Annotated in this window: 14 protein-coding genes; all 14 read right to left on the bottom strand. The window is 44.1% G+C overall.

Features of this window, described 5'->3' with window-relative positions; all coding sequences use genetic code 11:
* Positions 1-327: 327 nt before the first annotated feature.
* A complete protein-coding gene (locus F560_RS0117745; RefSeq protein ID WP_019007110.1) occupies positions 328-2,859 on the bottom strand; it encodes a glycosyltransferase in 2,532 nt (843 codons plus the stop codon).
* Complete coding sequence (locus F560_RS0117750; RefSeq protein ID WP_019007111.1) at positions 2,856-4,094, bottom strand: FkbM family methyltransferase; 1,239 nt, start codon at positions 4,092-4,094, stop codon at positions 2,856-2,858. The genes F560_RS0117745 and F560_RS0117750 overlap by 4 nt, the downstream gene beginning before the upstream one ends.
* A 37-nt stretch (positions 4,095-4,131) precedes the next feature.
* Complete coding sequence (locus F560_RS0117755) at positions 4,132-5,427, bottom strand: ABC transporter ATP-binding protein (RefSeq protein WP_019007112.1); 1,296 nt, start codon at positions 5,425-5,427, stop codon at positions 4,132-4,134.
* A gap of 1 nt (position 5,428) precedes the next feature.
* Positions 5,429-6,205: an ABC transporter permease gene (locus tag F560_RS0117760; protein WP_033396374.1), complete on the bottom strand. Its 777-nt coding sequence runs from the start codon at positions 6,203-6,205 to the stop codon at positions 5,429-5,431.
* A gap of 95 nt (positions 6,206-6,300) precedes the next feature.
* Complete coding sequence (gmd, locus tag F560_RS0117765) at positions 6,301-7,284, bottom strand: GDP-mannose 4,6-dehydratase (protein WP_019007114.1); 984 nt, start codon at positions 7,282-7,284, stop codon at positions 6,301-6,303.
* Positions 7,285-7,301: 17 nt separating this feature from the next.
* Positions 7,302-8,381 carry a mannose-1-phosphate guanylyltransferase gene (locus tag F560_RS0117770; RefSeq protein WP_019007115.1) on the bottom strand — a complete coding sequence of 360 codons (1,080 nt, stop codon included), beginning with the start codon at positions 8,379-8,381 and terminating at the stop codon, positions 7,302-7,304.
* A complete protein-coding gene (locus tag F560_RS0117775; RefSeq protein WP_019007116.1) occupies positions 8,378-9,664 on the bottom strand; it encodes a glycosyltransferase family 4 protein in 1,287 nt (428 codons plus the stop codon). Before F560_RS0117775 ends, F560_RS0117770 begins: the two co-directional genes overlap by 4 nt.
* Positions 9,665-9,792: 128 nt before the next feature.
* Complete coding sequence (locus F560_RS0117780) at positions 9,793-10,302, bottom strand: hypothetical protein (RefSeq protein WP_019007117.1); 510 nt, start codon at positions 10,300-10,302, stop codon at positions 9,793-9,795.
* A 50-nt stretch (positions 10,303-10,352) separates the two neighbouring features.
* On the bottom strand, positions 10,353-11,276 hold the full coding sequence (locus F560_RS0117785; protein ID WP_019007118.1) for a glycosyltransferase family 2 protein: 924 nt from the start codon (positions 11,274-11,276) through the stop codon (positions 10,353-10,355).
* An 18-nt stretch (positions 11,277-11,294) separates the two neighbouring features.
* Positions 11,295-13,742: an O-antigen ligase family protein gene (locus tag F560_RS0117790; RefSeq protein WP_019007119.1), complete on the bottom strand. Its 2,448-nt coding sequence runs from the start codon at positions 13,740-13,742 to the stop codon at positions 11,295-11,297.
* 15 nt (positions 13,743-13,757) lie between these two features.
* Positions 13,758-15,263: a sugar transferase gene (locus tag F560_RS0117795; protein ID WP_019007120.1), complete on the bottom strand. Its 1,506-nt coding sequence runs from the start codon at positions 15,261-15,263 to the stop codon at positions 13,758-13,760.
* A gap of 138 nt (positions 15,264-15,401) precedes the next feature.
* Positions 15,402-17,549 carry a hypothetical protein gene (locus F560_RS0117800; protein ID WP_019007121.1) on the bottom strand — a complete coding sequence of 716 codons (2,148 nt, stop codon included), beginning with the start codon at positions 17,547-17,549 and terminating at the stop codon, positions 15,402-15,404.
* A 192-nt stretch (positions 17,550-17,741) separates the two neighbouring features.
* Entirely contained in the window at positions 17,742-20,405 is a 2,664-nt protein-coding gene (locus F560_RS0117805; RefSeq protein ID WP_019007122.1) for an S-layer homology domain-containing protein, read from the bottom strand.
* Positions 20,406-20,986: 581 nt separating this feature from the next.
* Positions 20,987-24,880: an S-layer homology domain-containing protein gene (locus F560_RS0117810; RefSeq protein ID WP_019007123.1), complete on the bottom strand. Its 3,894-nt coding sequence runs from the start codon at positions 24,878-24,880 to the stop codon at positions 20,987-20,989.
* Positions 24,881-24,979 lie beyond the last annotated feature (99 nt).

Here is a 24,979-nt window from a genome sequence, read left to right on the forward strand (position 1 = left end):
CTCACTAGTTTCCGCCGCCGACTGCCGATCACACTAAGCGCTTCTCCACAACAAGGTGAGGGGACCAACTCTGCACATCGAACTGAAAACGCCGGGAGTCTTCTCAACCAGCTCATACTCTGTTACAATGATCATGTTGGGTAGGGGATGCATCCCGTGAGCCTGTTGCTGCAGGCCCACATAAAAGGGAAGCATCCTTTTCCTTTTCTGTGATACGGTCATTATATTCAGCAACTTCCGGACAGGCAATCCCATCAGCAATTGGACGTTATGCTTCAGCGGTAACAATTGCTTTTAGCAATACGTTCGGTGCTTCTTCTTTACAAATTATAAACTTTGAGATTTCGCATAGGCTAGTGTACTAGATAAGTTATACACTTCTTCCGTGCTTACGCTTCCGTTGTTCTTCAAAAACTGACTCACTTCTTCCAGCATAGATTCCGTGAGACTGGAACTGCTGGATTCATTTATAACCTTTACATATTGCTCTACAATAATATCTAGATCCAGATATTTCTTCGCATAATTCCTCGCATTCATTCCAATTGTCTGAACGAGCTCAGGATTTGCAATCAGCATCTCCAACTTTTCTATGATCATATTTATTTCTTCAGACTCTTGCAGCCGTTCAGGGGACGGAAGTTTAACGCAACAATCGTCCGGGATTTCTGAAAAACTTCCAATATCATTAATAAGCGCACATTTGCCGTTTGATAAAATTCGCATAAGACTGCCCGAAGACTCACCATTATAGGGAAAACGTAAATTCAAACAAATATCGGCTACATCAATATAGCTTCCAAATTCGTCCAATTCTATATAACCTGTAACTTTAACACGAGCATTTAATTGTTGATCTCTCAACAGTTCTTCTAATTCTTCTTGTATTGTTGGAGACGGTTTGCCCACCAAATACAAATCGATATGTTCATACTTATCAGCTAAAATTCTAAATGCTTTTACAATTGGTATAATCCTTTTCGTTTCGTGAATATGACCAAATGCTGATAAAATCAAACGATTTTCTGCAATATTAAGCCGTTTTCGAACTTCTACTTTGTTTGTATCCTTCTCCTTCAATTTTGCATAATGGTGTATTTTATACACCGTTCTTTGGACTTGTCTTTCCAAAACTCCTTTTTTAGCAAAATCACTATGAACAATGATTTTTTTTGCATAATTTGTTACAATTCCGTTGCAAGGCATTTCATAGATTTTCAAATGTGTACGACCCTCACGAAAATCAAGAACATAGCGTTCAACGAACTCCGAATCATAATCTTCCATCAAAAACTCTTTGTATTTTTGAAAATTATCTTTTTGCTTCTGAGATAAAAAGTAAATTAAACCGTGCAAGTTAAAATCGTGCAGAACAACTGTCCCAGGATAATTTTTAATGTATTCAAGCATATAGGCATGATACTCACTGTTGCCCATCTGATAGACTACATCAACATATTCTTTGCTTCTGGCTTTAAATTGCGTATGTTCGTATATCTTTATGTTTTCATTCTGTAAATCGACAGGTGTATAACCTGTATCTACAAAAACATCAATTGTAAAATAATTCGATAAACGCCTTAAAATATCTACACTATAATCCGAGATTCCCGATTGTAGTGGAGGTAACGGTGTAAAGAAGGCAATCTTGGATGCTGTACTTCGAGAATTTTTGTTTTTTTTAGGCAAAGACCTAAAAGCTTCTAACGTCGCTTCTGCCACATTCTTCCAATTAAATTTCTTGACTCTTTCAAGCCCTTTTTTCCTCAAATCATCCAAATCGGCATTATCCAGTATTTCTATCAATCCTCGGGTAATATCCTTTGTGTTAAAAGGGTCAACCAGCACGGCTACCCCTTCTGCAATCTCCCCAAGACTTGAATTATTCGACGTTAAAACTGGAGTTTCACACGCCATTGCCTCCACTACAGGCAGTCCAAATCCTTCATACTGAGACGGAAAAGCAACGACATGAGCAAGATTATATAATTTAACCAAATGATCTAACGGCACAAAATTGGTTAAAATAACGCGATCTCCCACTTGATGCTTGTTTGCCAATTCGGTGTAACGAGTTACAGAAGCCGGAGTAAGCTTGCAAACGATGACTAATTGAAATTGTTCGATCAATCTTTTGGGCAAATTAGAATAGGCAACAATAAGACCGGCAATATTTTTTCGATCATCGTCTCCTCCGGTACACATAATAAATGAATCTTTTATTTTATAGGTAGCTTTTAATGCCTCAACTTCTGAAGAAGGCATATCTAGCCTCGTATAACATTCATCTGTTCCTGCATAAATCACATTGATTTTATGAGGGTCTTCCCCCAAATAATTCACCAAATCATCCTTAGCACTTTGAGAAATGGCAAGAATTTTATCATTCTTTTTCAAATTCGAAGCTAACTCCATATACTGCTTGTAAAAATGTTTATCACTAAGGTATCTTTCTTTAAACACGTAAGGGATTATATCATAAAGAGTGGATACTTTATTAATTTCTGAAAACCAATTCATGTCATATTTAATTCTATGATCAAATGGTGATGTAAAATAAAAAATATCAATATCATAAGCTTTGATGAACTTTTTTACGATATCTCCAAATACCAACTGAAATTGCGGATTTCTCCCCAAAAAGCCTTCTTTACCTAAGTAGAAATAATGTTCACTAACATTATCCGAGTAATGAAGAAGATTCTTCAAACATGTATCTTCATAAAAATTAAGAAGATAGTATCGATTAACTCTATCGATTTCGAATAATGCTTTGAGCTGACTTGTCGTATAGTTCCCGATGCCTCTATTTTTCGAGTCTGGACCTAAGATAGCAAGGACATCAATAGCAATATTCACTGTTTATCTCCTCTCTTGGAATGAAGATATTGCTTGTCAACAAAAATGGAGTTAATTCCTGTAAATGCATACTCATCATAATCTTTTGCTTTTAAAAATTTTATAATTTCTTGGTTTTTAGATTGATAGGCCAAATTAAGAGGATCATACTCAATCATTTCAATTACAATTATTACAGGTCGGTCATTTTCAAAGTCAATTGACTTAATAATTTCCAAGTCTTTTCCTTCAATGTCAATCGATAATATCGTTGGTGCTTTACCCAAAAACTTCTTCACTATATCTCGGTAGGAAATGGTTTCTATTGAAATTTTATCGATTATTTTTAAATCAGGATTTCTCTCGCAAAATGCTTTTGCCGTTTCATAATCCGGTGTACTAAGGCCATCTCCATTTAGAATGTAAAAATCCACGTTCTTCCCGGATTCAACATCTATGCAATAATTCAATATAATATCTCTATTGCGATATTGTTTAAGTTCCGGAATCAGCATAGGATTGGCCTCAACGAGAATGCCTTTTGCCCCTCTGCTGTAGAAAAAATAAGTATTACTCATTTCTTTCGCATGATTAGCACCTAAATCAAGATAACTAATCGAATCAAAGGAGAGACCTAAGACATGTACCATGTAAGCAAGAATACTATCTTCTCCGGCCTGAGCATATGTGCGTTTATTAAAAATGGAAAACTCCAATTCTTTCGCTAACTGTTCAATCAAAGCATCTTTTCTCTGATTCTGCTCTTCTAAAAAAACAATTTTATTCTCGATTTTCTTAAGAAGATCATCGTACTCATTAAATTTCCTTGACGTTTCAAGAACTGCCATGCTCGTCTGACTCTCGAATTCGTTGAAACGTCGATTTGTTTCATCAAAGCCTTCTCTAATCTTACTTTCTTGTTCACTTAATTTATTTGTTATTCGATTGATTGAAGTTGTTGCTGCATGATTAAACTCCGTTTGTTGAACAACAATTGGTCTAATATACCATTTCAAAAACTTTCGAGCAACTTTTTTCCCAAAAACAATCGCAGGACCAATAAATTTTCGATGCGATGTGATTGGCCGGTGGTCATAGTTATCCTTCGTTTGGTGCATAATCGAAATGTTTCGATTGATTTCGTCCAATTCAGAAACGTCACCGGAAACCTCAAACAGTGCCGCTTGATTGTTGGCATTTATATGGGACATCAATTTTTTAAAAATAACTTCGTGTTCAACATTATTAAATTTCATTAATCGGAAACCTCCTTGGCCTTAAAATAAAACTCCATTATCCAATTTCCCATTCATGTTCAATCGTAAAGAGACCTACAGCCTTATCATTGGACACAACTGTAAAATCCATATAATACTTAATAAAATCCAAGGCTCGATGGTCTCCATCCACAACTGCAACATTAAGCTTATAGGTTCCGCTTAATAGATTGCATTTTTTCACCTTAAATCGAACTGTTCCTCTTTTATTAATACGATCAATCTTTAGATTAGCAATTTGGGTATTATTTCCATAAACTAAAACCTTATCTGCTGTGTAAATACCAGTACCAAATATATATGCTTTCTGTTCCCGATTTAGCTTATAATCAATCTCAATGCAGAAAGGTTCCCCGGCCATTAAAACATTCGTCACTTTTCCTTCGGCATTTAAAATGCGTGCTTCTGTAATTTCAACTTCCTTCGAGCCCCAACGTACATCTTCCGAAAATGTCGGTTCATCGACTGTCGAGGTATCTGAGCTTTCATTAGCCTCCGTCACTTCCACTTCTTCTTTCTCCCCAACACCACTAGAACTAATTTCCAGGTACTCTTGTTGCCTTTGCTCTACGAACTGCTTATTCATGTGTTGAATATATAAATTAATAATTTGATCCGCTTCTCCTTGACGAACGATTTGTCCTTCATTCATCCATACAACACGATCACAAATCTTCTCAATCGTACCTAAATCATGAGCAACAATAACAATCGTAGCCCCATTTCGCTTAAAACTCTCAATTTTTTCCAAGCATTTCTTTTGAAAATTTGCATCACCAACCGATAATATCTCATCGATTAATAAAATCTCCGGATTTACATTAATTGCAACAGAGAAAGCCAATTTCATATACATACCAGAGGAATAAGTTCGCACCGGATTTTCAATAAACTTTCCCAACTCTGAAAAACGGATAATTTCATCGATTCGTTGATCTACTTCTTTTTTGCTTAATCCAAAAATAGATGCATTGATGTATATGTTTTCTCTTCCCGTAAAATCCGGATGAAAACCTGCACCTAATTCAATTAAACTTGATATTTTACCATTAACGGTAATCGTGCCTTGATCCGGATATAAGATTTTCGTTATTAATTTTAACAGCGTGCTTTTACCGCAGCCATTATGGCCAATTAGCCCAATGGTCTCTCCGCGGCGAATATCCAGACTTAAGTTTTTAAGCGCATAGAAAGTACTGTATTCATTACTTCGAAGCTTTAATACTTTTTCTTTTAATGATACTGGTTTATCACGATATATTTTAAAAGTTTTCGTCACGTTTTTAATCGAGATCACAGTTTGATCTTTCATATTACAATTCCTCCGCAAAGGTTTTCTCGCATTTTTCGAACAACAAAACTCCAACAATCAGCACAATAACGCCAATTATTAGAGAATAGAGCAACCTATTCCAATCGGGAGGAGTTCCATTTAATAGAATATCTCTAAACGATTCAATAATCGGAACCATCGGATTATAACCAACCATTTCCCCTATTTGCTCTGGAAAAATGGTAATAGGAAAGACAATCGGTGTTAAATAGAACCAAACAAAAGTAAGTACGTTTACAATGTGCTCCAGATCCCTGTACTTAACATATAGTGATGAGAATATTAATGCTAAACCAAAAATAAAAATAAATTCAATAAGTAGGACAACTGGGAGCCAAAGCACATTTACGGTCAAATGGACACCGGTTATTAGCAGTGCAGCAAAAACGATGGATAGCCCATAAATATAGTTCATTAAATTCGTGGAAACTGCAGCTAAAGGCAAAATAATCCGAGGAAAATAGATTTTCTTAACTAAGTTTGAACCTGCCACAATACTTGTTGTCGCGCCTTGAAGCGAAGATGTAAAAAAGATCCATGGCAACAAAGCGATAAACAAGAACATCGCGTAATTTTCTTGTGTGACTTTTAATATATAAGGAAAAACAATCGAATAGACAACCAGTTGCAAAAGAGGATTTACAAAGGTCCATAGAAATCCAAGAAAGGAGCCTTTATATCGAGAACGTAAATCTCGCTTTACAATGCTGACCAACATTCCTCTATAAGCCCAAACTTCTTCAATGCGATTAATCATTTTGAATTTACGACCCACCGTTCATGAAAACTGTGTTCAGTTTACCAAAAGAAGGGGTACAATTTGTCCCCTTCTTCTAAACAAAATTTTAGTTGTTAGACCAATTCAGCTTGCGCCTGCTTTTGCAAACGTTCCAAGTCATGATCAACCATCATCCGAATCATTTGTTCAAATCCAACTTCACGTTTCCACCCTAGCTTCTCTTTGGCTTTTGAACAATCGCCAAGTAGAAGATCAACTTCAGCCGGTCTTACGAATTTCGGATCAATGACGACATAGTCTTGCCAATTTAGTCCTACATAGCTAAAGGCAATCTCGACCAGTTCTTGAACCGTGTGCGTCTCACCAGTTGAAATAACAAAATCATCGGGTTTGTCTTGTTGTAACATGAGCCACATAGCCTTTACATAGTCTCCAGCAAATCCCCAATCGCGTTTGGCATCTAAGTTCCCCATGCGAAGTTCGGTCTGTAAACCGAGTTTGATTTTAGCTACTGCATCCGTGACTTTTCTTGTCACAAATTCCACTCCACGACGAGGAGATTCGTGATTGAACAAAATCCCTGAGCATGCGAACATGTTATAGCTTTCGCGATAATTAACCGTAATCCAGTGGCCGTAAACTTTTGCTACACCATATGGACTTCTTGGATAAAAAGGTGTTGTTTCCTTTTGAGGTGTTTCTACTACTTTGCCAAACATTTCACTACTTGATGCCTGATAGAATTTCGCATCCGGCTTATTAAGACGAACAGCCTCCAACATATTGGTTACACCAATTCCCGTTAATTGACCAGTCAAGGATGGCTGATCCCAAGAAGTACCTACAAACGATTGAGCTGCCAGATTATAAACTTCATCTGGCTGCGATACATTTACAGCATGGGATAACGATCCTTGATCCATTAAGTCCCCTTCGATAAATTCGATCTCATTTTTTATATGCTCAATATTTTCCATAATGGGGGTGCTCGTCCGACGGCGCAAGCCGTATACTTTGTATCCCTTGTTCAACAACAACTCTGCCAAATAAGAACCGTCTTGTCCCGTGATTCCCGTAATTAGTGCTCTTTTCGTCATGTAAATTCTCCTTTATTTTATAAATATTGCATGAGCTTTTGGCTTCTAATCTCTTTCAATAGCCTTTTAACTTCTTGGGCTTTATCTTTAGTACAGATCAGAGTAACGTCTTCCGTATCTACGACTATTAAATCTTCAATGCCTAGGGTTGCAATTAATTTTCCGCTATTGCTTTCAATAATGCAACGTTTGGTATCCACATTCAGTGTATTTCCAACGATAACATTACCATTTTCATCACGTTCATTAATTCGGTCCAACGCGGTCCAGCTACCAACATCATCCCAACCTAATTTACAAGGGATGACATAAATATGATCTGCTTTTTCCATAATGCCGTAATCAATGGACTCATCCGGCATTTTGGTGAACTCGGTTTTGATTACCTGCTCTTGAAAAGGAGTGCCTAGAGCATCTTGTATCGATTGAAGAATCGTATAAACTTCTGGCATATATTCTTTAAATTTACAAAGGATCGTTGTCGTCTTCCAAACAAAAATACCACTGTTCCAATAGAAATTTCCTGCTTCTAGATACTTTTCGGCAGTTTTGGAATCTGGTTTTTCGACAAACCGACTGACAGCGTGAACCTCTACTCCTCCGGTTTGATCAATCTCTCCGGAGCTTTCTATATACCCATACCCTGTCTCAGGATAAAGTGGTGTAATCCCCAAAGTGACGATGTTTTGATCCTTCGAGGCAACTTCGGCGGCCGTATTTAAAATTCGAACAAACTCATCTTCATCTTTGATGATATGGTCGGATGGCAAGACAATCATTGTGCTTCCCGGATATCTTTTTTCAATATGGATAGCCGCAAGCCCTACGCATGGCGCTGTATTTTTGCCAATGGGTTCGATAATAATGTTCTCTTCAGGCAAATGTGGGATCTGCACTCGAATCAGTTCCGCGTAGAGTTCATTCGTAATTACGAACACCTGCTGAATGTCCATAATCCGTTCCAATCGAGCAACCGCTTGTTGAATCATCGATTTATTGCCCGATATATTCAAGAACTGCTTGGGCAAGTGAGTTCTGCTTTTCGGCCAAAACCGCTCCCCTTTGCCACCTGCCATAATTAGACTGGTAATCGTCATGCCAGGCCTCCTAGATCATCCCTTATCTCTTTAAGACGTTGTTCGATTTTAGCTCCTATTGCGGAAGGTGAAAAGTCTGTCATAATGGTTTGCTTTCCATTCTCCGCAATCTGTGCGTAATAATCCGGATCTCTGACTAATTTCACCATATATTTACTTGCATGAGCAATATCGGGGTCGGCCCAGACTTGATGTGCTGCATAAGGTCCATAGTTTTTACCTACCTGCTTTAGACGATAACGAACCGGACAAGAGTTGCTTTCCGTCATAAAATCCGTATTGGCAGACCAGTTGGTTCCAATGACCGGTTTACCCAAATACATTGCTTCAGCCAGACCTAGCCCAAACCCTTCGCTTCGGTGAAGTGAAATGTAACAATCAGAACAGTTGATCAGCGCATTCGTATCGTTTCGGCTGAACGTTTGATTCAAAATGTAAATATTAGAATACCCTTCCGTAAGCGTTAAGAGTTTTTTCATGTCCTCTTTATTGGAATGAGCATTATTCACTTTAACAATAAGTCCGACTGAACAATCGTCAGGCTTAAAAGCCATTTTAAAAGCTTCAATTGAAGCTATTGGATTTTTTCGTTCTTGAAAACTGTTCATATCGTACATCGTTAAAAACAGAAAAGACTGCTCAGGAAGCCGGAAATAAGAACGATCCCTATATGTTTCTATTTTCACTTCAATACCGTGGGGGATAATCGTAACTGGCACATTGCTCTTCGCAGAAACGGCCTCCGCTACAAAAGTCGAAGGAACCCAAACTTCATTCACAAATTTGAAACCGTCCAGCCATTCATCCGGGAATTCAGGCAGTTCCCAGTGCCAATATCCAATGTTGTATCTTTTCTCAAATAATGATTGTCCAAAATGTGTATATACTTCAATCATTTGCTCAGCATTGACATGAAAGATATTTACATTATATCGAGGGGCATCGACTTCCTTATGACTCCAGGACAAATCTGACATTCGTGCCGTGTTCGTACCTTTAAAGTTAAGTATATCAAAAGGAATATTGGTGGTTTGAATACAATTGGCCGCAATTCTGCAAGATTCTCCGATTCCCATTTCCGCTCTTATGTATCCAATCAAATTAATCCCCGATATGTCCATCGGCTTTTCCATCGAGCGAATATCTAATTTTTCTAACGAAAATGCATTATCGATGACTTTTCTCTTAAGTTCTTTTCTCACAGACTGTGGAATGAACGGAATTAGTACTTTTTTCATCGATATAGCCAGTTTATAAATCAGCTTAAATATAAAAGCCTTCATTAATCTAATCGCACCGCCAATTCCATTTGCTTTTCGTTAGAAATGGTTTAATGGAGTTTATCTTGTTTATTATACCATGTTTTCTCGCAATTTCTGGCTTCTATTGTTGATTTCTGTCATTAATAAGCCTACTCTAACTTATACCCGCCCCGCACCAACACCGTCAATCCGTTTTTCTGATTCGGGTCCGGTTCGACGCCGCGGCCGTCGCGGGGGAAGAGAATCAGATGGTTGGTCGGCACGGCTTTGCCGCTCGGAATATCAGTTCCGGCAGTCAGGTCGGACAAGCCGTTGGCATCCGAAGAATAGGCCACCGCTTTGCCGACTCGCACGACGAGCTCTCCGCCTGCATTCACCATGATTTTTTTGCCGAAAGGCACTGTTACGACTTCGAGCGCATTCGAACCCGCGTTGCCGGACTTGTCTCCGCTGTCTGGATTTCCGCCGCTGCCGCCCCCTCCTTGTTTGAGGAGCTCAGCGATTTTCTGATCGACGTAACTTTTCGTGACGATCGGGTCCTCCGTCGAGCCGGGAGTAACCGTTGACGTATCCGCATACACCGTTTTATAGAGACCGAACCCGGCTGCCGCGATGAAGACCGCAGCGATTGCCGTATAGGAAATGCGTTTAAAATCCATTATTCTCATCCTTTCACCATGAACCTACTTCATATGACGGTATTTTTCGCCTAAAGTTGCTGCCAACGGCGCCAGAAAAATGCGTGCATGCTCATTTTTTTTCGTAAAAACATGGGGATGGCGGGAAAACTTAACCCCAACCGATAGCCGAGATATTTGACTGCGGCTTCGGATACCAATCGGGGAATGGAGAGCCAGTCGCCATTGCGTAACAGCTGCGACATTTGGTTTTTGACCAGCTTGACTCCTTGCCCCTCCGCCTTCGCATGCTTCAATATCCAACTATGAATGCGCAGTGAAGCGCCGATATCGAAATTCCGCCGAAATTGCTGCCTCAGATTATACCGATGGGAATGAATCACCCTGGCCTGAGACTGATAAACGACGGTATACCCTGCGAGAATAAACTTGGCGGTAATGATCATGTCTTCATTCGATATGATCGGCTCGGGAAATCTGCCGACAGCTTCGAAGGCCTCCCGCCGGTAAGCCGAGCATACGTTCGTGAAGTAGAACAGTTTGATTCCAAGCCGCTTAAGATCCTTTAACGACTTGTAAAGCGGCTCGGGCGGATAATTCAGCTCGACCGTCATCCGCTCAAGCGCCGAAGCCCCGGAACGTGCCACTTGCCTGCCGCAAACGGCCGCAACCTCCGGATGCTCCGCCAGAGGCTGCGTAAGCGCCTCTAGCAGCCTTTCATCCTCCGGAAGAGCATCCTGGGTCAGAAATACCAGAACGTCGCCGGCAGCCTGAGAGGCCGCCATATTGCGCGTCCCCCCGTGATCGAACGCTTCCCGCTTGATCGGCAGAACCTTGGCGCCTTTCTCGCGGGCAATCGCGGCTGTCCGATCGTCCGATTCGGAATCGACAACCAGAATTTCATACGCTTTTACGGTCTGATGATGGAGCCGGTCGAGAAGGGCCGGCAGTTCCCGTTCCGCATTCAATGTCGGAATAATGACGGAGATCCGCATATCACTTGTCCTCTACTTTCATTGAAGTAGCTGCTCCAACATTGCTCCTTCTCCTTGATCCGCCTGAAGCAATTTTTCATAGAGTGCCGGATCATCCTTGCCTTGTTTGCGAAGCGATGCCAAATAGAACCTTGCCACGTAACGGTCGTTCGGCTGCGACAAATCTTCTTTCAGACCCGGCTTCAGAACTTCTTCCGCTTGGGCGTAGTCCCCTTTGAAATAATAGACTTGGCCTGCAGCCGCGCGAATAGCGCTTGTAATGCCGAAGTTTTTGCTAAGTATAACGGTATCCGGAAGCCGATCGACTTCTTGCAGTAATCGATTCATTTTCTCGTATATGGAAATAATCTTCTCTCCTGCTTGATTGTTGCTGTTGCCGGACTGCCGTTCCGCATCCCATTGCTTAATGAGAACCGAAACAGCCTGTTCATAATAATTTTGATTGTACTTATTTAAAGAAATCGCTTGTTCAATGCTTCGCAATGCTTCTTCGTTATTTCCTTCGGCTAGATGAATGGCATAGTTTAAATAAAGACCAGCTTGATAATACGGCTCCCTCTTTACCAATTTGAAGTCATAATGTTTGGCTTCTTCAAGATATTTCGTATCCTTGGTTTGTTCATAAACCTGATAATTGATCGCCCCTGCTTGATTTAATAATAGCGGATGGTTGGGATTTTGCTTCAGTCCACTTTTCAGCGCACTCATCATGTCCTCATAAGACAAATTATGATTAATCGCGTAAGTGTATTTTTCGAATTGATTGATGGAATACAGCCATTTGGAAGAAACGATAAGGATAAAAATAGCGCCAATCCCCATGACAATAGCAGCCGTTTGCTGTACCAAGCGCTTTCTGCTCTCATTCCATTTCTCCAATAATGGTGCCCTTTGGGCTCCAGCCAGTATTCCCAAGCATGTGAATACCAAGAACCCGTATAACAAATAAGTCATTTCAAAATCGATCAGAGAGTGAAGAAGGATGGCTACCGGCGTAATCATATAAAAAACATAACGGGAACGTTCTTCTTCATTCGCTTTTCGATACGTTCTATAAAATGTAATAAGTACTGCAAGTATAAAAACAGCAACAAGAATCAGTCCTACAATACCGGTCTCGACTAGTAGCTGTGTAAAGAAGCTATGCGTTTGAGCACTGGAGTACGGATAAGACTGATACTTTTCGTACAATGCTTCCCATGCGCCTGCGCCCGCTCCAAAGACCGGATTTTCCTTCCAGACGGCTATGGCATCCTTGTACATCGTAAGCCGCTCATAGACGCTATGAGTCTGAAAATTGATATTTTCAACCCGGCCGCGAATAATCGGCGGCAGAAAACGAGTAATAGCATCCGTAGCAATGGCGATGGCTCCAAGTACGAAAACAGCGATCAGACTTAGCGGAATCCAACGATTCGCCCAGTCCGAATGAAACCGTTCGGACATTTTCGCTATGCGAGGTGTTATAAATCTCTCAACGACATACACAAGAGCTCCCATAACGATACTGCCGAAAATCAACAATCCCCAGTAACCGACAGTTTCTCTCGAAAATACGGAAACCGTATCAAACGGGACTTTATTTGCTGCGGCTTGTTGAATTTTTTTGATGACGGCAATTCCGCGTTCTGATATCGTATTGTAAATGGCAAGCGATATCCCCATTCCCAAAATGGAGTAGATAATCGCCATTACTTGCTGCCTTAGCCTGAACAAAGTCAAAGCCACAATGGCGACAATCGGCAACACGATAAGAGCACCGCGCGAAAGGGTCAACAAAAAAGAAACGCAAACCGGAAAAAGCATCAACCCGTGAAACACTTGAACGATCCGATTGGACACTCGATCAATCTCAATTAATATGCCGATCCACAAGGTTAAAAGTAAAACCGCGTATGCGTTCGGATACTGAAATATCGAGGCTATACGGATTCCATCTTGCGGCGTGAGCGCATCCAGCATATACACATTCCCAAATAAACTTAGAAATCCGTATATCACGATCAAATACCCAAATACCAGGTATACAGTCGGAAACCAACGAATAATTTGGGAATAAGAAGTTAGCCGTATACCTGCCACAAAAAAAACAAAAAGCAAAACATGCGCTAAGATTCCGTAATGAGCAAGGTATGGAGATAAAGCGCGAAGAGATCCTAATGCATATGTAATCGGTAAAACAAGAGCTGCAATCCCAAACAATAAACTCCGGTTCCACGTAAGCGTTTTGCGCTGAAAATGCATAGCAAGCCAGAACATGATGACAACCGCGACTAAAAGCGTATACAGAACCGGTTTTTCAAACCGGTACGAGGCCGGGTTGTGTATTCCAAAGCCTTGAAACGATCCGTTATTAAATAAAGCTATGAGTAGAACGAAGCCAATCCAACCCCACGCCAAGCTATACATAATAAAACTCGGTTCTTCATGAAGCTTGTCTTTACGTTTTCCTTGCTGATTATTCACCAATGCCACTCCTTATTAATATGCCCCCGTTCCCTTAATGACAACAGGTATCGTCTTTAATAGAATTCGCATCTCCAAAGCCAAACTCCAACGCTCGATATAATAAATATCAAGATCAACCCAAGATTCAAAATCGAGATCGCTTCTGCCGCTCACCTGCCAAAGCCCCGTCATCCCTGGAAGTACATCCATACGCCTCCAGTGATAATTCGTATACTGCGCCACCTCTTGAGGCAGCGGAGGCCTTGGGCCGATTAAGCTCATTTCGCCCTTAAGCACATTCCACAGTTGCGGCAGCTCATCCAGCGAGTATTTGCGCAAAAATTTTCCGATTCTTGTAACCCTGGGATCGTTTTTCATCTTGAATACAGGCCCATTTGCTTCGTTTGCTGCAGCAAGTTCCCCTTTCATCGTTTCCGCTTCCTCATACATCGAACGAAACTTTATCATAAGAAAGGGAACCCCATTCTTGCCAACCCGCTGTTGACGGAAAAATACGGGGCCCTTAGAATCGAGTTTTATCCATATCGCGATCGCCAGAAAAAGCGGAGACAATAATACCAACAACAAAGTGCTTCCGCATATATCGGCAATTCGCTTTAATAGGATATTAATTCCTCGCAAAGGTGTCTTCACGATTTGCATGCATGGAAAATCAAGGTCTTTACGAAAAGTAAATACCGTCGGCATACGATCATACATTTCAGGTATGATTCGAATGTCTACGTTATACTTATAGACCGAATGGAGAATGGATTCAATCACCTTTCGCTCGGAAGGGATCGTAATGTAAATGATGTCTATCCGTTGGTTTTGAAGAATCGTCTCTAATTCATTTGTACGTCCCAATATGTCGGGGCCGACTTTATGATCATCCAGAAACCCTACAAAGTGATTGTTATGCCTCTTTTCTTGAGTCATTTGTTCCAGAATTTCCAAACCTACTTTTCCTGCTCCTAAAATCAGGACATGATTGCGAATCACGCCTTTTCGATTTAAAACACGAATCGTGTAAGCATAAACGGATCTCCAAATCAAAGCTTCAAATAGCATAAGCAATAGAAACGTGACAAGCGTAACCCTGGAGTAAATAAATGTTGTCTTCAAAAGAAAAGTTATACCGATTGTAACAAGAAATGAGAATACGATCGATTTGGCCGCAGACCAGTATTCTTCGACAAAAGATCGATCGGCCTTTCCGGAGAACAAATACCCCTGAACCAGAGCGAACGCATGGATGATCAACATCATGAGAAGGAAAAGAGAGTATTCTTCTATCACCGGCAATTCCCGGATCCAAGCCAACAAATTATAAGGGGTTATATCTTTATAATCCGGCAGTACTTTAACAGCCATCAAGATATAAAAAGTTAGAATGTAACCTATGTATTCAAGCGCAAAAAAGAACGCCTTAATTGAACGTTTAAGGTTCTGGATTCGAAGCTTCTGTTTTGAACTTACACCTATAGCCTTAGCTTGCTGGGCGTAATTCATGGATTCCATCACTTCGTTTAACGGCATTTTCCATTCTCCAATGGTAAAGGATTTCTCGCTTTATTTTATCATACTTTCATTCAATGATGTCGGTTAGCGTCAATTCAAGTCAAAAAACTGCCGGCTTTATGCTTAAACCGGCAGTTCTTCCAGAATCATTCTGTTTTAATTGTTCTCAACGACATCCGATGTCCAATCATTTTCAACAAACCAGTAACCGAGCGGTCTCTCGACTAACAGTTTTTTCGAGCTTTGAACGACTTCATACAATCTTACTTTATAATTGAGAGTCGCATCAATTCCGTTGAAGCCATTCGCATATTTCAAAACAAGCTTATTATTTGTTCCGGCCACCAGATTAGCGGAAGAGTCCCCTTCTACCGTCAACTCCTGAGTAAAATAAGTATACGTATTTCCATCATTAGGATCAATGCCGTCAATACTCAAGACAAGCTTGCGATCTGTCGGATAAAGATTATAAGAAGTATCCTTAATCAGATTATAATCCAACGTAACCTGTACATCATCGCCCAGTATCGTTGGCGTGAATTTATTGATGGTAAATTGATACGGGAGCAAAGGAACATTTTTAAACACACTTAATGTTTTTTGCTCTGCCGGCAAGTTAAATTTCACCGCATTTACATAAGCATCCGGCACGGTTGTTCCCGATGCATAAACCGATTCGGCCACTGCCTCGCCGATAATTAACCGAAGATTGCTCGTATCGTAGCTTTGAGGCAAAGTGGCTGTAAACGTGATCAACGCCTTATTGGACGGATTTACTTTTCCGTCGATCATTGTCAAAGTTGCAGGAAATACTTGATTGTTATCGTTGATAAACAACCCCGACAGCTTAATCGGATCTATTGTACGTTGCTCCATATTGGCCAAAGTCATTTGCACGCTTAAAATCTTGGATGTCGTATTATGGTAAACATTTACGGCATTCAAGCTCGCCGCCATATTCTTTCCGTCTCTGGTCAGATTATAGGTTTTATCTGCTGCGTATAGAGGGATTTGCGATAAACCGGTTGAGAACTTCAATTCTCCCAACTTGGTTTCCGTTTTATCGTCAACTTTATTATTTATAATCGCTTTCACCGAAGTGAAACTATAGTTGGTTGGCAATTTGACATATACATCTATATCCACATAGCCGCCCGCATTCAGAACATTCTGGGAAATGGGTTTAATAACGTTAAAATTCATCTTGACTTTATCGTCAAAATAAAAATAACCCGTAATTTCCGGAATTTCAATAGAGCTAGCGGATTTGTTTTGAATTCGAACTCTTCCGCTTAATACGTCTTCATTATCCCAGGGCTCTCTTTGGAGTTGCAGTAGAGTAAACTGATACGTTCCTACGCTGTTGGAATAAGTAAAGAAATCTTTTGCCGTAGTGCTTGTGCTGTTGCTGAAATTCAATTTATACGTGCCGACAGAGAGCTCTATCCCGGTTTCTCCCCCATTGTCTCTGACAACAACCAACTTCCATCCTGTTGTCTTGATCGAATTCGGTATGGATGCCGTCAGTTGAATTTCTTTGCGCTCAGCCGGGTTTAAGGATAAATCTCCGCTTTCAGCAGATGTCGCTGGATACATTTGTCCAGCCGCCGTCACGATGTAATACTTATAACCGCTTAGCGTAATGGACTTTTTACCAACATTGTTATAAACGAAATTAACCGTCGCTAAATTGTAATCGCCAGATGCGCCAATCGAGGCGGAAGAAATCCTCGAATAAAGCACTGTGCTCGTATTATACAATGGTTTAATAGATCCTACGGTAACCTCGCTTGTATAATTAGTTGGAAATGCAAACCGACCAATTGTTTTCTCATAGGTCGCACTGCTAAAATCAAACTTTACCACCCTTAAGGTCAAATCGGAGAGTTTTGTCTTTTCTCCAACCTTTGCATAAAGGGTAATAAACACTTTCGAATAGGGAGCTACTTTCGTTGTTTTCGCATCTGCCATTGATGTTTTAATTGGATATGTACTGCCGGAGGCGCTGGAAACCCTAAACCAGTAATCAGTTAGATCAAGCTCTTTAGAATCGCCGTTATAAATGCTGATCATAAAGGTCGCCGTTTGACCGTCATCATCTGGAGTTAAACCAACATCCACTAAATTAAAATAACTTTTTGATGTAATGAAGATCGGCTTTACCACTTGGGCAACAGACGTTATATTGCTCGTTGCAGCTGCAGCTACCGGCGTTATTGCCGCATTTGTATAAATGGGACATGCGCCTAGCAGAACAGCCGTAACACCGAGCAGCAATCTGCTTTGATTACGTTTACGAATCATGATGAATCCTCCCAATCTTCTTTGATCCCATTATAACCCTTGCACATGAATAGAATATGAATAGAAGCTGAATAAATGATGAGGTCTAATTTATTAGACGTATGTACGGGTAAAAAAGTTGTTACATCTTGTAAAAATTTCGCAACAAAAAAGCAAGCCCGAAGGCTTGCTTTTTTGTTTTGCTAAATCCGATTATTTCGTAACCGAACCGTCCTTCACTTTGTTACCGTTCAGGTCGGTCAGGTCGGAGCCGTTGAATTTCACTTCAATGGTTTGAGTAGCACTGAACGTACCTGCTGCAACCGTAATGTTCAGAACATTATCGGACTTACTGTAGCTTTGAGCTCCAGTGTACTTCGTGCCATTGATGTAGATTTCAACGCCCGTCGTCGGAAGTGCATTAATCGTTTCGCTCAGCGTTACAGCAAGAGCGCTGTCGCTTACAAGAGCGAGCGATTGTGCAACCGGCTTGGTGTTTTCGGTAAGGTTAATGCTTGCTTGGTAGTATGCGGAGTTAGACGTATTCAGCGTATTGCCATTTTCGTCAACGATGTTGACTACTTTGATCAGACGAGTACCGCTAGCGGCGATTGCGCCTTCCGGAAGATCGGCAACAACGGTTTTCTTGTCACCCAGGAAGTAGATGTTCGTTCCGCTCGGAAGAGCTACGCCGTTAATCAGATACTTGCTAGCATCCAATGCGGCGGTCGTCAGGTTCGCATTGAACTTGAAGGTAAGTTGGCCGTTAGCCGTTTGCTCAATGCTGTTTACAATTACGCTACCGCTAGTAGCACCAGCCGTAACATTAAACGTTACGGAAGTTTTCGCTACAAGGTTGCCAGCCGCATCCTTAACGAGACCTGCAGGGATCGAAACTTCGTATTTACCAGTGCCAAGACCGGACACCGCATACTTGATCCAAGCATCTTCACCGCTGTCGCTCGTGTCACCGTCGTTGTTGGCATCGTACTTGAAGGAACCACCAGTCAACGACCGGTTTTGGTAAACGACAGAGCTGGAATCCGTATACGTATAAGTCGTGTTCGCTACAGTTCCAGTCGTATCAAGCGCTTCGCTGAATTTGATAGCGACATAGTTGCCATCATACAGCGCGCTCACAACCGTAGGAGCCGTTGTATCTTTGGAAATCGTTACAGCTTGCGTAAAGTCAGAACCCGTGTTACCAACAAGGTCTTTGTAACCGGAAACTTTAACCGTAATGTTCAGGAACGTCGTCGACGATCCAAGCCAGCTGCCGACATTATAGGTAGCAACCGTGTTGTCATCGGAGCTAATCGTACCCGGAACCGTGTTACCATTCCAATAAACATTACCGGCATTGCTGATTGCTTCGCTGAATTTAGCCGTCAGCACACCGCCGTTAACCGTCAGAGAAGTAATCGACGGTGCAACCGTGTCGGAAGGTACATTCAGCGTCGTGTTGTAATCGAACAGGTTGTCAGCGGTATCTTGGCCGCCGATCAGGTAGAAGCTGTAGTTCGTGTTGGTCGTCAGGTTGTAGATCTTGATTGCAGTTGCGTCGGCCTCAGTCGTTCCATCCGTTACCAAGGAGTAGTATACGCCAGTGGAAGCGGAGGAAGACAGAGTTGCGCCGCCCAACGTCAACGTGCCAACCGATTTAACCGGCTCGCTGAATTTGATCGTAGCCGTCGTACCGGCATATTCTACGCCCGTTACCGACGGGGAAGTCGTATCCGTCAGCAGAATCGGCTCTTTATATGCCGTCAGGGATTTGCCGGAAGCGGATTTCAGGGAATCGCTAACCGTCAGCTGCGCATAACGATCCAAACCACCATTTTCTTTAAAGCGGTTGAACGTCAGCGTTACCGTCGTTTTGTCGTCGCTCAGGGAAGCGGAACGCAAAACCGGTGCACTACCCGAGGAGTTGCCGGACAGCGAATAGTAGCCAAGGTTGTTGTGGCCGCCCGCTGCCGTACCTGCTTGAACAGCTTTGTTGAACTTGATCGCGATTTGCTTACCGTTCAGAACCGTTGCGGACTCGACTTTGAAACCTGCGACTTCAACAGATTTCTCCGTGGAAGCTGCAACAGCCGTACCTTTATAAGCAACAACTTTAACGGTATAAGTGCCAACAGCTTGAGCAGCGCTCGTGTAAGTGAACGAGCCGTCCGCATTCAGCGTAGCAGCTGCTTCGGCAGCCGTGCCAATCGCAACTTTAACACTGTCTACGCCGCCAGCCGTTTTACCCGTTACCGTGATCGTGTCGTCCGCGTTAACGACGGCCGAAACGTCGGACAGAGGTTGAACTTGGCCGGCCAGGTACAGGTCGTAAGCAACTTCGATCGTTTGACCGCGGGTTGCGTTGGCCTTGTAGTTCGTCGACGGAAGCTTGAAGCCAGCGTCGATCAGAGCTTGGATGTACGGAGCGGCCCAAGCGGCTGCGCCGTCAACTTTAGCGTCCGTTACCGGAGCCAGTTTCAGCGCGGAAGCTGCAACTTTGTACACTTCTTGCAGCGTAACCGTTTGTTTCGGACCGAACTTGCCGTTGCCAATGCCGTTTACAAGACCGGCAGTGGAAGCGGCTTTGATCGCGCCGTACCACCATTGTCCGGCTTTGATGTCGGAGAACGGAGACGGAGCGGAGTTGTCTTCCGACAGACCCAGAACCGCTACAGCGATCGTAGCGAATTGAGCGCGGGTCAGGTTGTCATCCAGCATGTCGCTGCCCGTCGTGGTGCCTTTCAAAATGCCTTTGTCTTTCAACTGCTGGTACTTCTGAGCAGTCGTCAGATCATTTTCTGCCGCAGACGCCATGGATGCGAACAAGCCGAATACCAAGGCGATGGCCAGAAGAAGAGACAAACTTTTCTTCATAACCTTTTTTTCTCCTCCTTGAAAAGGACTCTGTTGTGTTGCTTTGTTCAAAGATGGGTAGCTCGAATCTCTCATCTGCGTTTCACCCCCTCTCCGGAGTTGAGCATTGTCTATAATTGATGTCTGCAAGCATGACTATGTAGTAGAGACATGTCGCAGAAACTCGTAATCTGGCAAATACAAACGCAAAACAGGCAGGTAAAAGATGCCACTTTACTCATTATACATGGGCAATACCCCAGCGTAAAGAGAATTTTCCTCCGAAATCGCTAGATTGTAGGTCCTTGATCCCTCTAAGTAATCACATGATGTTAGACGTCCGACCGCCAAAAAAGTTGCGGACTTTTATTAAAAAACCTAAATTTTTCTCCGAGTTCGTCCTCATTCGAAAAAAACGTCAGTGCCAATCGCGAAAGTATGTATACGTAAATAGGGACCGATTTCTAGTATAGCTTGTACAGACGGATTCGTCATTGCCTAACTTTTTCCTGCCGCAAGACGGTTGCAGAACATGTTCAATGGAGAAACATGTTCGACGAAGAAAAAGAAGGCCGACGAGCCAGGCCGGCCTCTCCTTCCTGCTAGCTCAGGTTTTTCGGGAACATGCTCGTGCTCTTCTTGAACAGCTCGACCGCGATCTTGCCCGCCTCCGCGCGCGTCATCGTGGCTTTCGGGTTGAAGTTGTACGCGGTTTTGTTCGAGCCCGGCACGGTGACCGGAGACCCGACCATGATTTTCGCGCTGTTTACGGCGCTGACGGCCGGTCTCGCGTAGTACTGGATTTGCGAAGAATCCAGGAACGCCTTGGAAAGGGCCGCCTCCAGCTTGCTGTCGTTCGCGGCCAGTTTAAGCTCCAGCGCCCTGGCGATCATGACCGCGGCCTGTTCGCGGGTCAGGCTCTGGTCCGGAGCAAAGAAGCCCTCGGAAATCCCGTTGACGATCCCCGCCCTGGCCGCCGTCTCGATGCTGGCGTAATCCCATGTGCCCGAAGCGGCGGTCGGCACGACGTCATAGAACGTCTGATTGTCGTCGTAGTTGAGCGGAATGTTCAGCCCTTTGACGATCAGCGTCGCAAACTCCCCGCGGGTCGTCAGGTCGTCGGCGCCGAATTCGCTCACCCGCAAGTTGGTCATGATGCCTTTGGCATACAGCGCGTTCAAGATATTGCGGGCCCACGTGTGGTTCGTCACGTCGCTGAAGCCTTTGTTCAATTTCATGACCTTGTAGTAGCCAAAGTCGTCGAAAGGCACGGTAATGGTATGGTTTTTCGTATTGACTTCGCCGCCGATATTTTTCCACTCGCCGTCCGTATACTTGAACACGGTAAGCGTGGTGCCGGCGTCTTCAACGACATTGGCGTCGTAAGTGAGCGTCAGTTGGCCGCGGTTGGACGGCACGATTTTGCGCGTTCCCTGGAAATCGTCGGGGAAGTTGCCGACCAGCGAATACGGGGGCAGCCCGTTGGTCGCCGGGTGAGTTGCATCCTCGCCCAAGCCGCCGTTGATCCAGTAGATTTTGGACACCAGCGTGAAATTGCTCGTGTTGGTCGTGCTCAGAAACCGGGTCTTCAGGTATTCCGGAATTTTGACCGTAATGCTGCCGTTCTCCGAACGTCCGTCCGGATCCCGGTTGATGATGTTGCCGTAGTCATTGCGCCGTTCCACGACTCCGTCCGCCGGATCGGCAATGCCGAACAGCAGCTTCGCATCCGTGTAATACTTCGTCACGCCGTTGCTGTCCTGGGCGGCCGATTTCATGACGGTTCCTTTCGGGAACGTCAGGGACAACGTCTTGTTGAATACGGAGTGCTTGGTCGACAGCGGCTCCATATACTGGGCGTCGACCTGCACGGTGCCGGTGTAATAGACATTAATGGTATCGTTGATCGACGAGCCTTCCCGCACGATCTGGATTTTGATCGCGTTGTTCTTGTTCTCTTTCAGACCGATATAGTCATAAATGAAACGGTCCTCGAAGTCCGAACGCCGCTTCGCTTCGGCGCCGTTAATCAGCACCTTCGACGCGCCCTCGGCCTCGATGTCGAAGTGAATGAAGTTTTTGTTCACGACGATCTGGTTGCCTACGGTCGGCTGCGGCGACAGCACACGGTAGGACGAAGCTTCGCGTACGATCTGCAGCTTCTGCGTCGTGCGCGCGCCCGTCGAATTAATCAGCTCGAGGTTGTACGTGTGCGTTCCCGGTTCCGTAAACTTCAGCCCTCGGACCCGCACGATGAAATCGTCCCCGTCGCCGGCGTAATCGTAGTAGATGGGCTCGCCGTCGATCGGGCTCGGGATCTGGGAAGTGACCTGCGAAGGCGGCACCAGATCCAGGCTCAGGAACGTGGTTGTCCCGAAATTCAGATTCAGCTTCGTCGCGCCGCTGCCGCGCAGCACGATGTCATACGTCGTCTCGCTCGTGACGTACTGTCCGCCGGTGTAAACGAAATCGGTCGACAGCGCAAAAATTTTCGAGAGAACCTCATCGCTGAAGTTCGACGTATCCGTGGACGGGAACGGCTCCCGATTCTCGACCGAAGTCGGATGGAACCTTTCGATCGTCGAGACGTTCGTATCGATGATGTAAATTTTAAGCTGCTTCGTAATCTCCTGCTTGTGGCCGGACGCGTCAAGCGTAACGCCTTTGAACAAAATCGTGTTTTGGCCGTAGACAAGCGGCCCTTCGTTGCGAATAAAGAGCGTAAGATCAAAGGCGTATTCGCTTTTTCCCGGAACCGGAGCGATGCCCAGGTCCGTTTGCGGGCCGTTGACGTCGCCGTCGTTCGTCATATCGTTGCCGTTGACGAAGTACTGCGCGCTTTCCAGGTTCTCGAACCCGATGAATTTCCCCTTGATGTTCAACGTGTTCGAGCTGTTCTTGGAGTTGAACGTATACGTTTGTCCGTCGTAGAGATTTTCTACATAAATATAGCTTTTCGAAGCGTAAGTGATCGTTGCGTTATAAGAGGCGGTAGAGCCGTCGTAATAAAACTTGACCTGCTGGATGCCGCTGGCAAAGCCCGTAACCTGAAAAACCTCTTCGTAAAGACCCAAGCTGCTGTTGTAAGTGCTGTCTACAATTTCCGCCAGATTCACGGACGTATTGCTGAGCGGCAGATAGTCGCCCTTCAGATCCTTGCCCGCCGCGCTTTTTTCCGTGCGAACAAGAATATAAAAGCTCGATCCCGATACTTCCGCTCCGTTCAGAGGCACTTTGCTTACCGTTTTCAGATCGGCCCCGGACGTATAATCCGGCAAATAATACATTTCCTTAATGGCGATGTCGCCCGGCAAAAACTTGAACTTCCCTTCATACCCGTACGAAGTTCCGTTATAAACGACAACCAGGTCGACCGTTTGGTTGGCGTCTACGACAGAGCCCGTCGTTTTAAACGCAAAAGAAGGGAGCTCGAACGTCACGAGACGGTACGCCGCCGTCACGCCGTCCACGCCGGGAATTTCCGTTTCGTCCGATACATAGCTCGCCTGAATAGGCTGGGCCGCCGACCCGTTGATGCTGTAAGTCGCATTGTCCTTAAACGGGGTTGCGTTGTACGGCACCAGGATTTGCGCCCTGATTTTGCCGCTTTGCGGAGGGGTCGTCGAGCCGTCCGTCAAGGTCGGCACGTTGTTCAGAAGCGAATATTCGGTCCCCGAGCCCCCGTCCTGCACGATGCCCAGTTTCGTAAAGGGCTGATCCCTGTCGAAATAGTAGAGCGTCCGCGTCACGATAATCGAGTCCGCGCCGTTGGAAACCTTGAACGTCAGCGTATTGAGGCCGGATGCGAGATCCAGCGTCGGCGTGTAAAACGTTCCGTCCGACAGCAGGGACGTGACGATCGACGTGCCGCCGTTCAGGCTGTAGGTGACGCTGGTCGCATTTTTGACCGAACCTTGGATGGAAACGTTCTTTTTGTCTACGACAACCTGCGTGCCCTCGTTCAGCACGATCGTGCCCGCAGAGCTGCCCATAACCTTGATGTTTTGCACGTAAGGCACGGCGTCGTACAGCACATAGAAGGTGTCGGACCGTTCTACGTTGCCTTGCATGCCGGTGAAGGTGATTTTATTGAAGCCGGCGAAAAGCGGGAGATTGCTAGCCGTAAAGCGGTTGGTCGTACCGGCATCCGCCGTCACCGCGCTCGTCACGACGTGGGCCGGGTCCGTCACATACCGGGTCGTTCCCGACGATGTGTCGGCCGTCAGCATTTCGACCTTGACCGTCATGCTGGTCGACGTAACGTAAGAGTACGTACCGGTAATGGTAATCGTACCCGTGGTCGTCAAATACACGTTATCCCGCGTAATGATATTGGGACCTTCCGTTGACAGCTGCGCCGTATTGTTGAGAGATGCGATATCCGGAATAAAATACGTGGATGCCGCACTGGCTTTCTGGGCAACCCCGAACGGGAACAACGTTACCACGAGGGCGGCAACCATAAGCCATACGAGTGCCCGCTTGCTGCGTTGCATGTGACAATCTCTCCTTTTTACCGTTTCTGACGCCATAAAAACATAAGATACTTCTATCTATCGGCACAAAGCGCTTCAATCTTTAGGTTTTACGGCGTT

It is taken from the genome of Cohnella laeviribosi DSM 21336, assembly GCF_000378425.1.
Classification (GTDB): Bacteria; Bacillota; Bacilli; order Paenibacillales; family Paenibacillaceae; genus Cohnella; species Cohnella laeviribosi.

Bases quoted from the DNA above. Each gene is read 5' to 3' on its own strand.
- F560_RS0117750 (WP_019007111.1), bottom strand. From the start codon at position 4,094: ATGAAATTTAATAATGTTGAACACGAAGTTATTTTTAAAAAATTGATG.
- F560_RS0117755 (WP_019007112.1), bottom strand. From the start codon at position 5,427: ATGAAAGATCAAACTGTGATCTCGATTAAAAACGTGACGAAAACTTTT.
- F560_RS0117760 (WP_033396374.1), bottom strand. From the start codon at position 6,205: ATGATTAATCGCATTGAAGAAGTTTGGGCTTATAGAGGAATGTTGGTC.
- gmd (WP_019007114.1), bottom strand. From the start codon at position 7,284: ATGACGAAAAGAGCACTAATTACGGGAATCACGGGACAAGACGGTTCT.
- F560_RS0117770 (WP_019007115.1), bottom strand. From the start codon at position 8,381: ATGACGATTACCAGTCTAATTATGGCAGGTGGCAAAGGGGAGCGGTTT.
- F560_RS0117775 (WP_019007116.1), bottom strand. From the start codon at position 9,664: ATGAAGGCTTTTATATTTAAGCTGATTTATAAACTGGCTATATCGATG.
- F560_RS0117780 (WP_019007117.1), bottom strand. From the start codon at position 10,302: ATGGATTTTAAACGCATTTCCTATACGGCAATCGCTGCGGTCTTCATC.
- F560_RS0117785 (WP_019007118.1), bottom strand. From the start codon at position 11,276: ATGCGGATCTCCGTCATTATTCCGACATTGAATGCGGAACGGGAACTG.
- F560_RS0117795 (WP_019007120.1), bottom strand. From the start codon at position 15,263: ATGCCGTTAAACGAAGTGATGGAATCCATGAATTACGCCCAGCAAGCT.
- F560_RS0117800 (WP_019007121.1), bottom strand. From the start codon at position 17,549: ATGATTCGTAAACGTAATCAAAGCAGATTGCTGCTCGGTGTTACGGCT.
- F560_RS0117805 (WP_019007122.1), bottom strand. From the start codon at position 20,405: ATGAAGAAAAGTTTGTCTCTTCTTCTGGCCATCGCCTTGGTATTCGGC.
- F560_RS0117810 (WP_019007123.1), bottom strand. From the start codon at position 24,880: ATGCAACGCAGCAAGCGGGCACTCGTATGGCTTATGGTTGCCGCCCTC.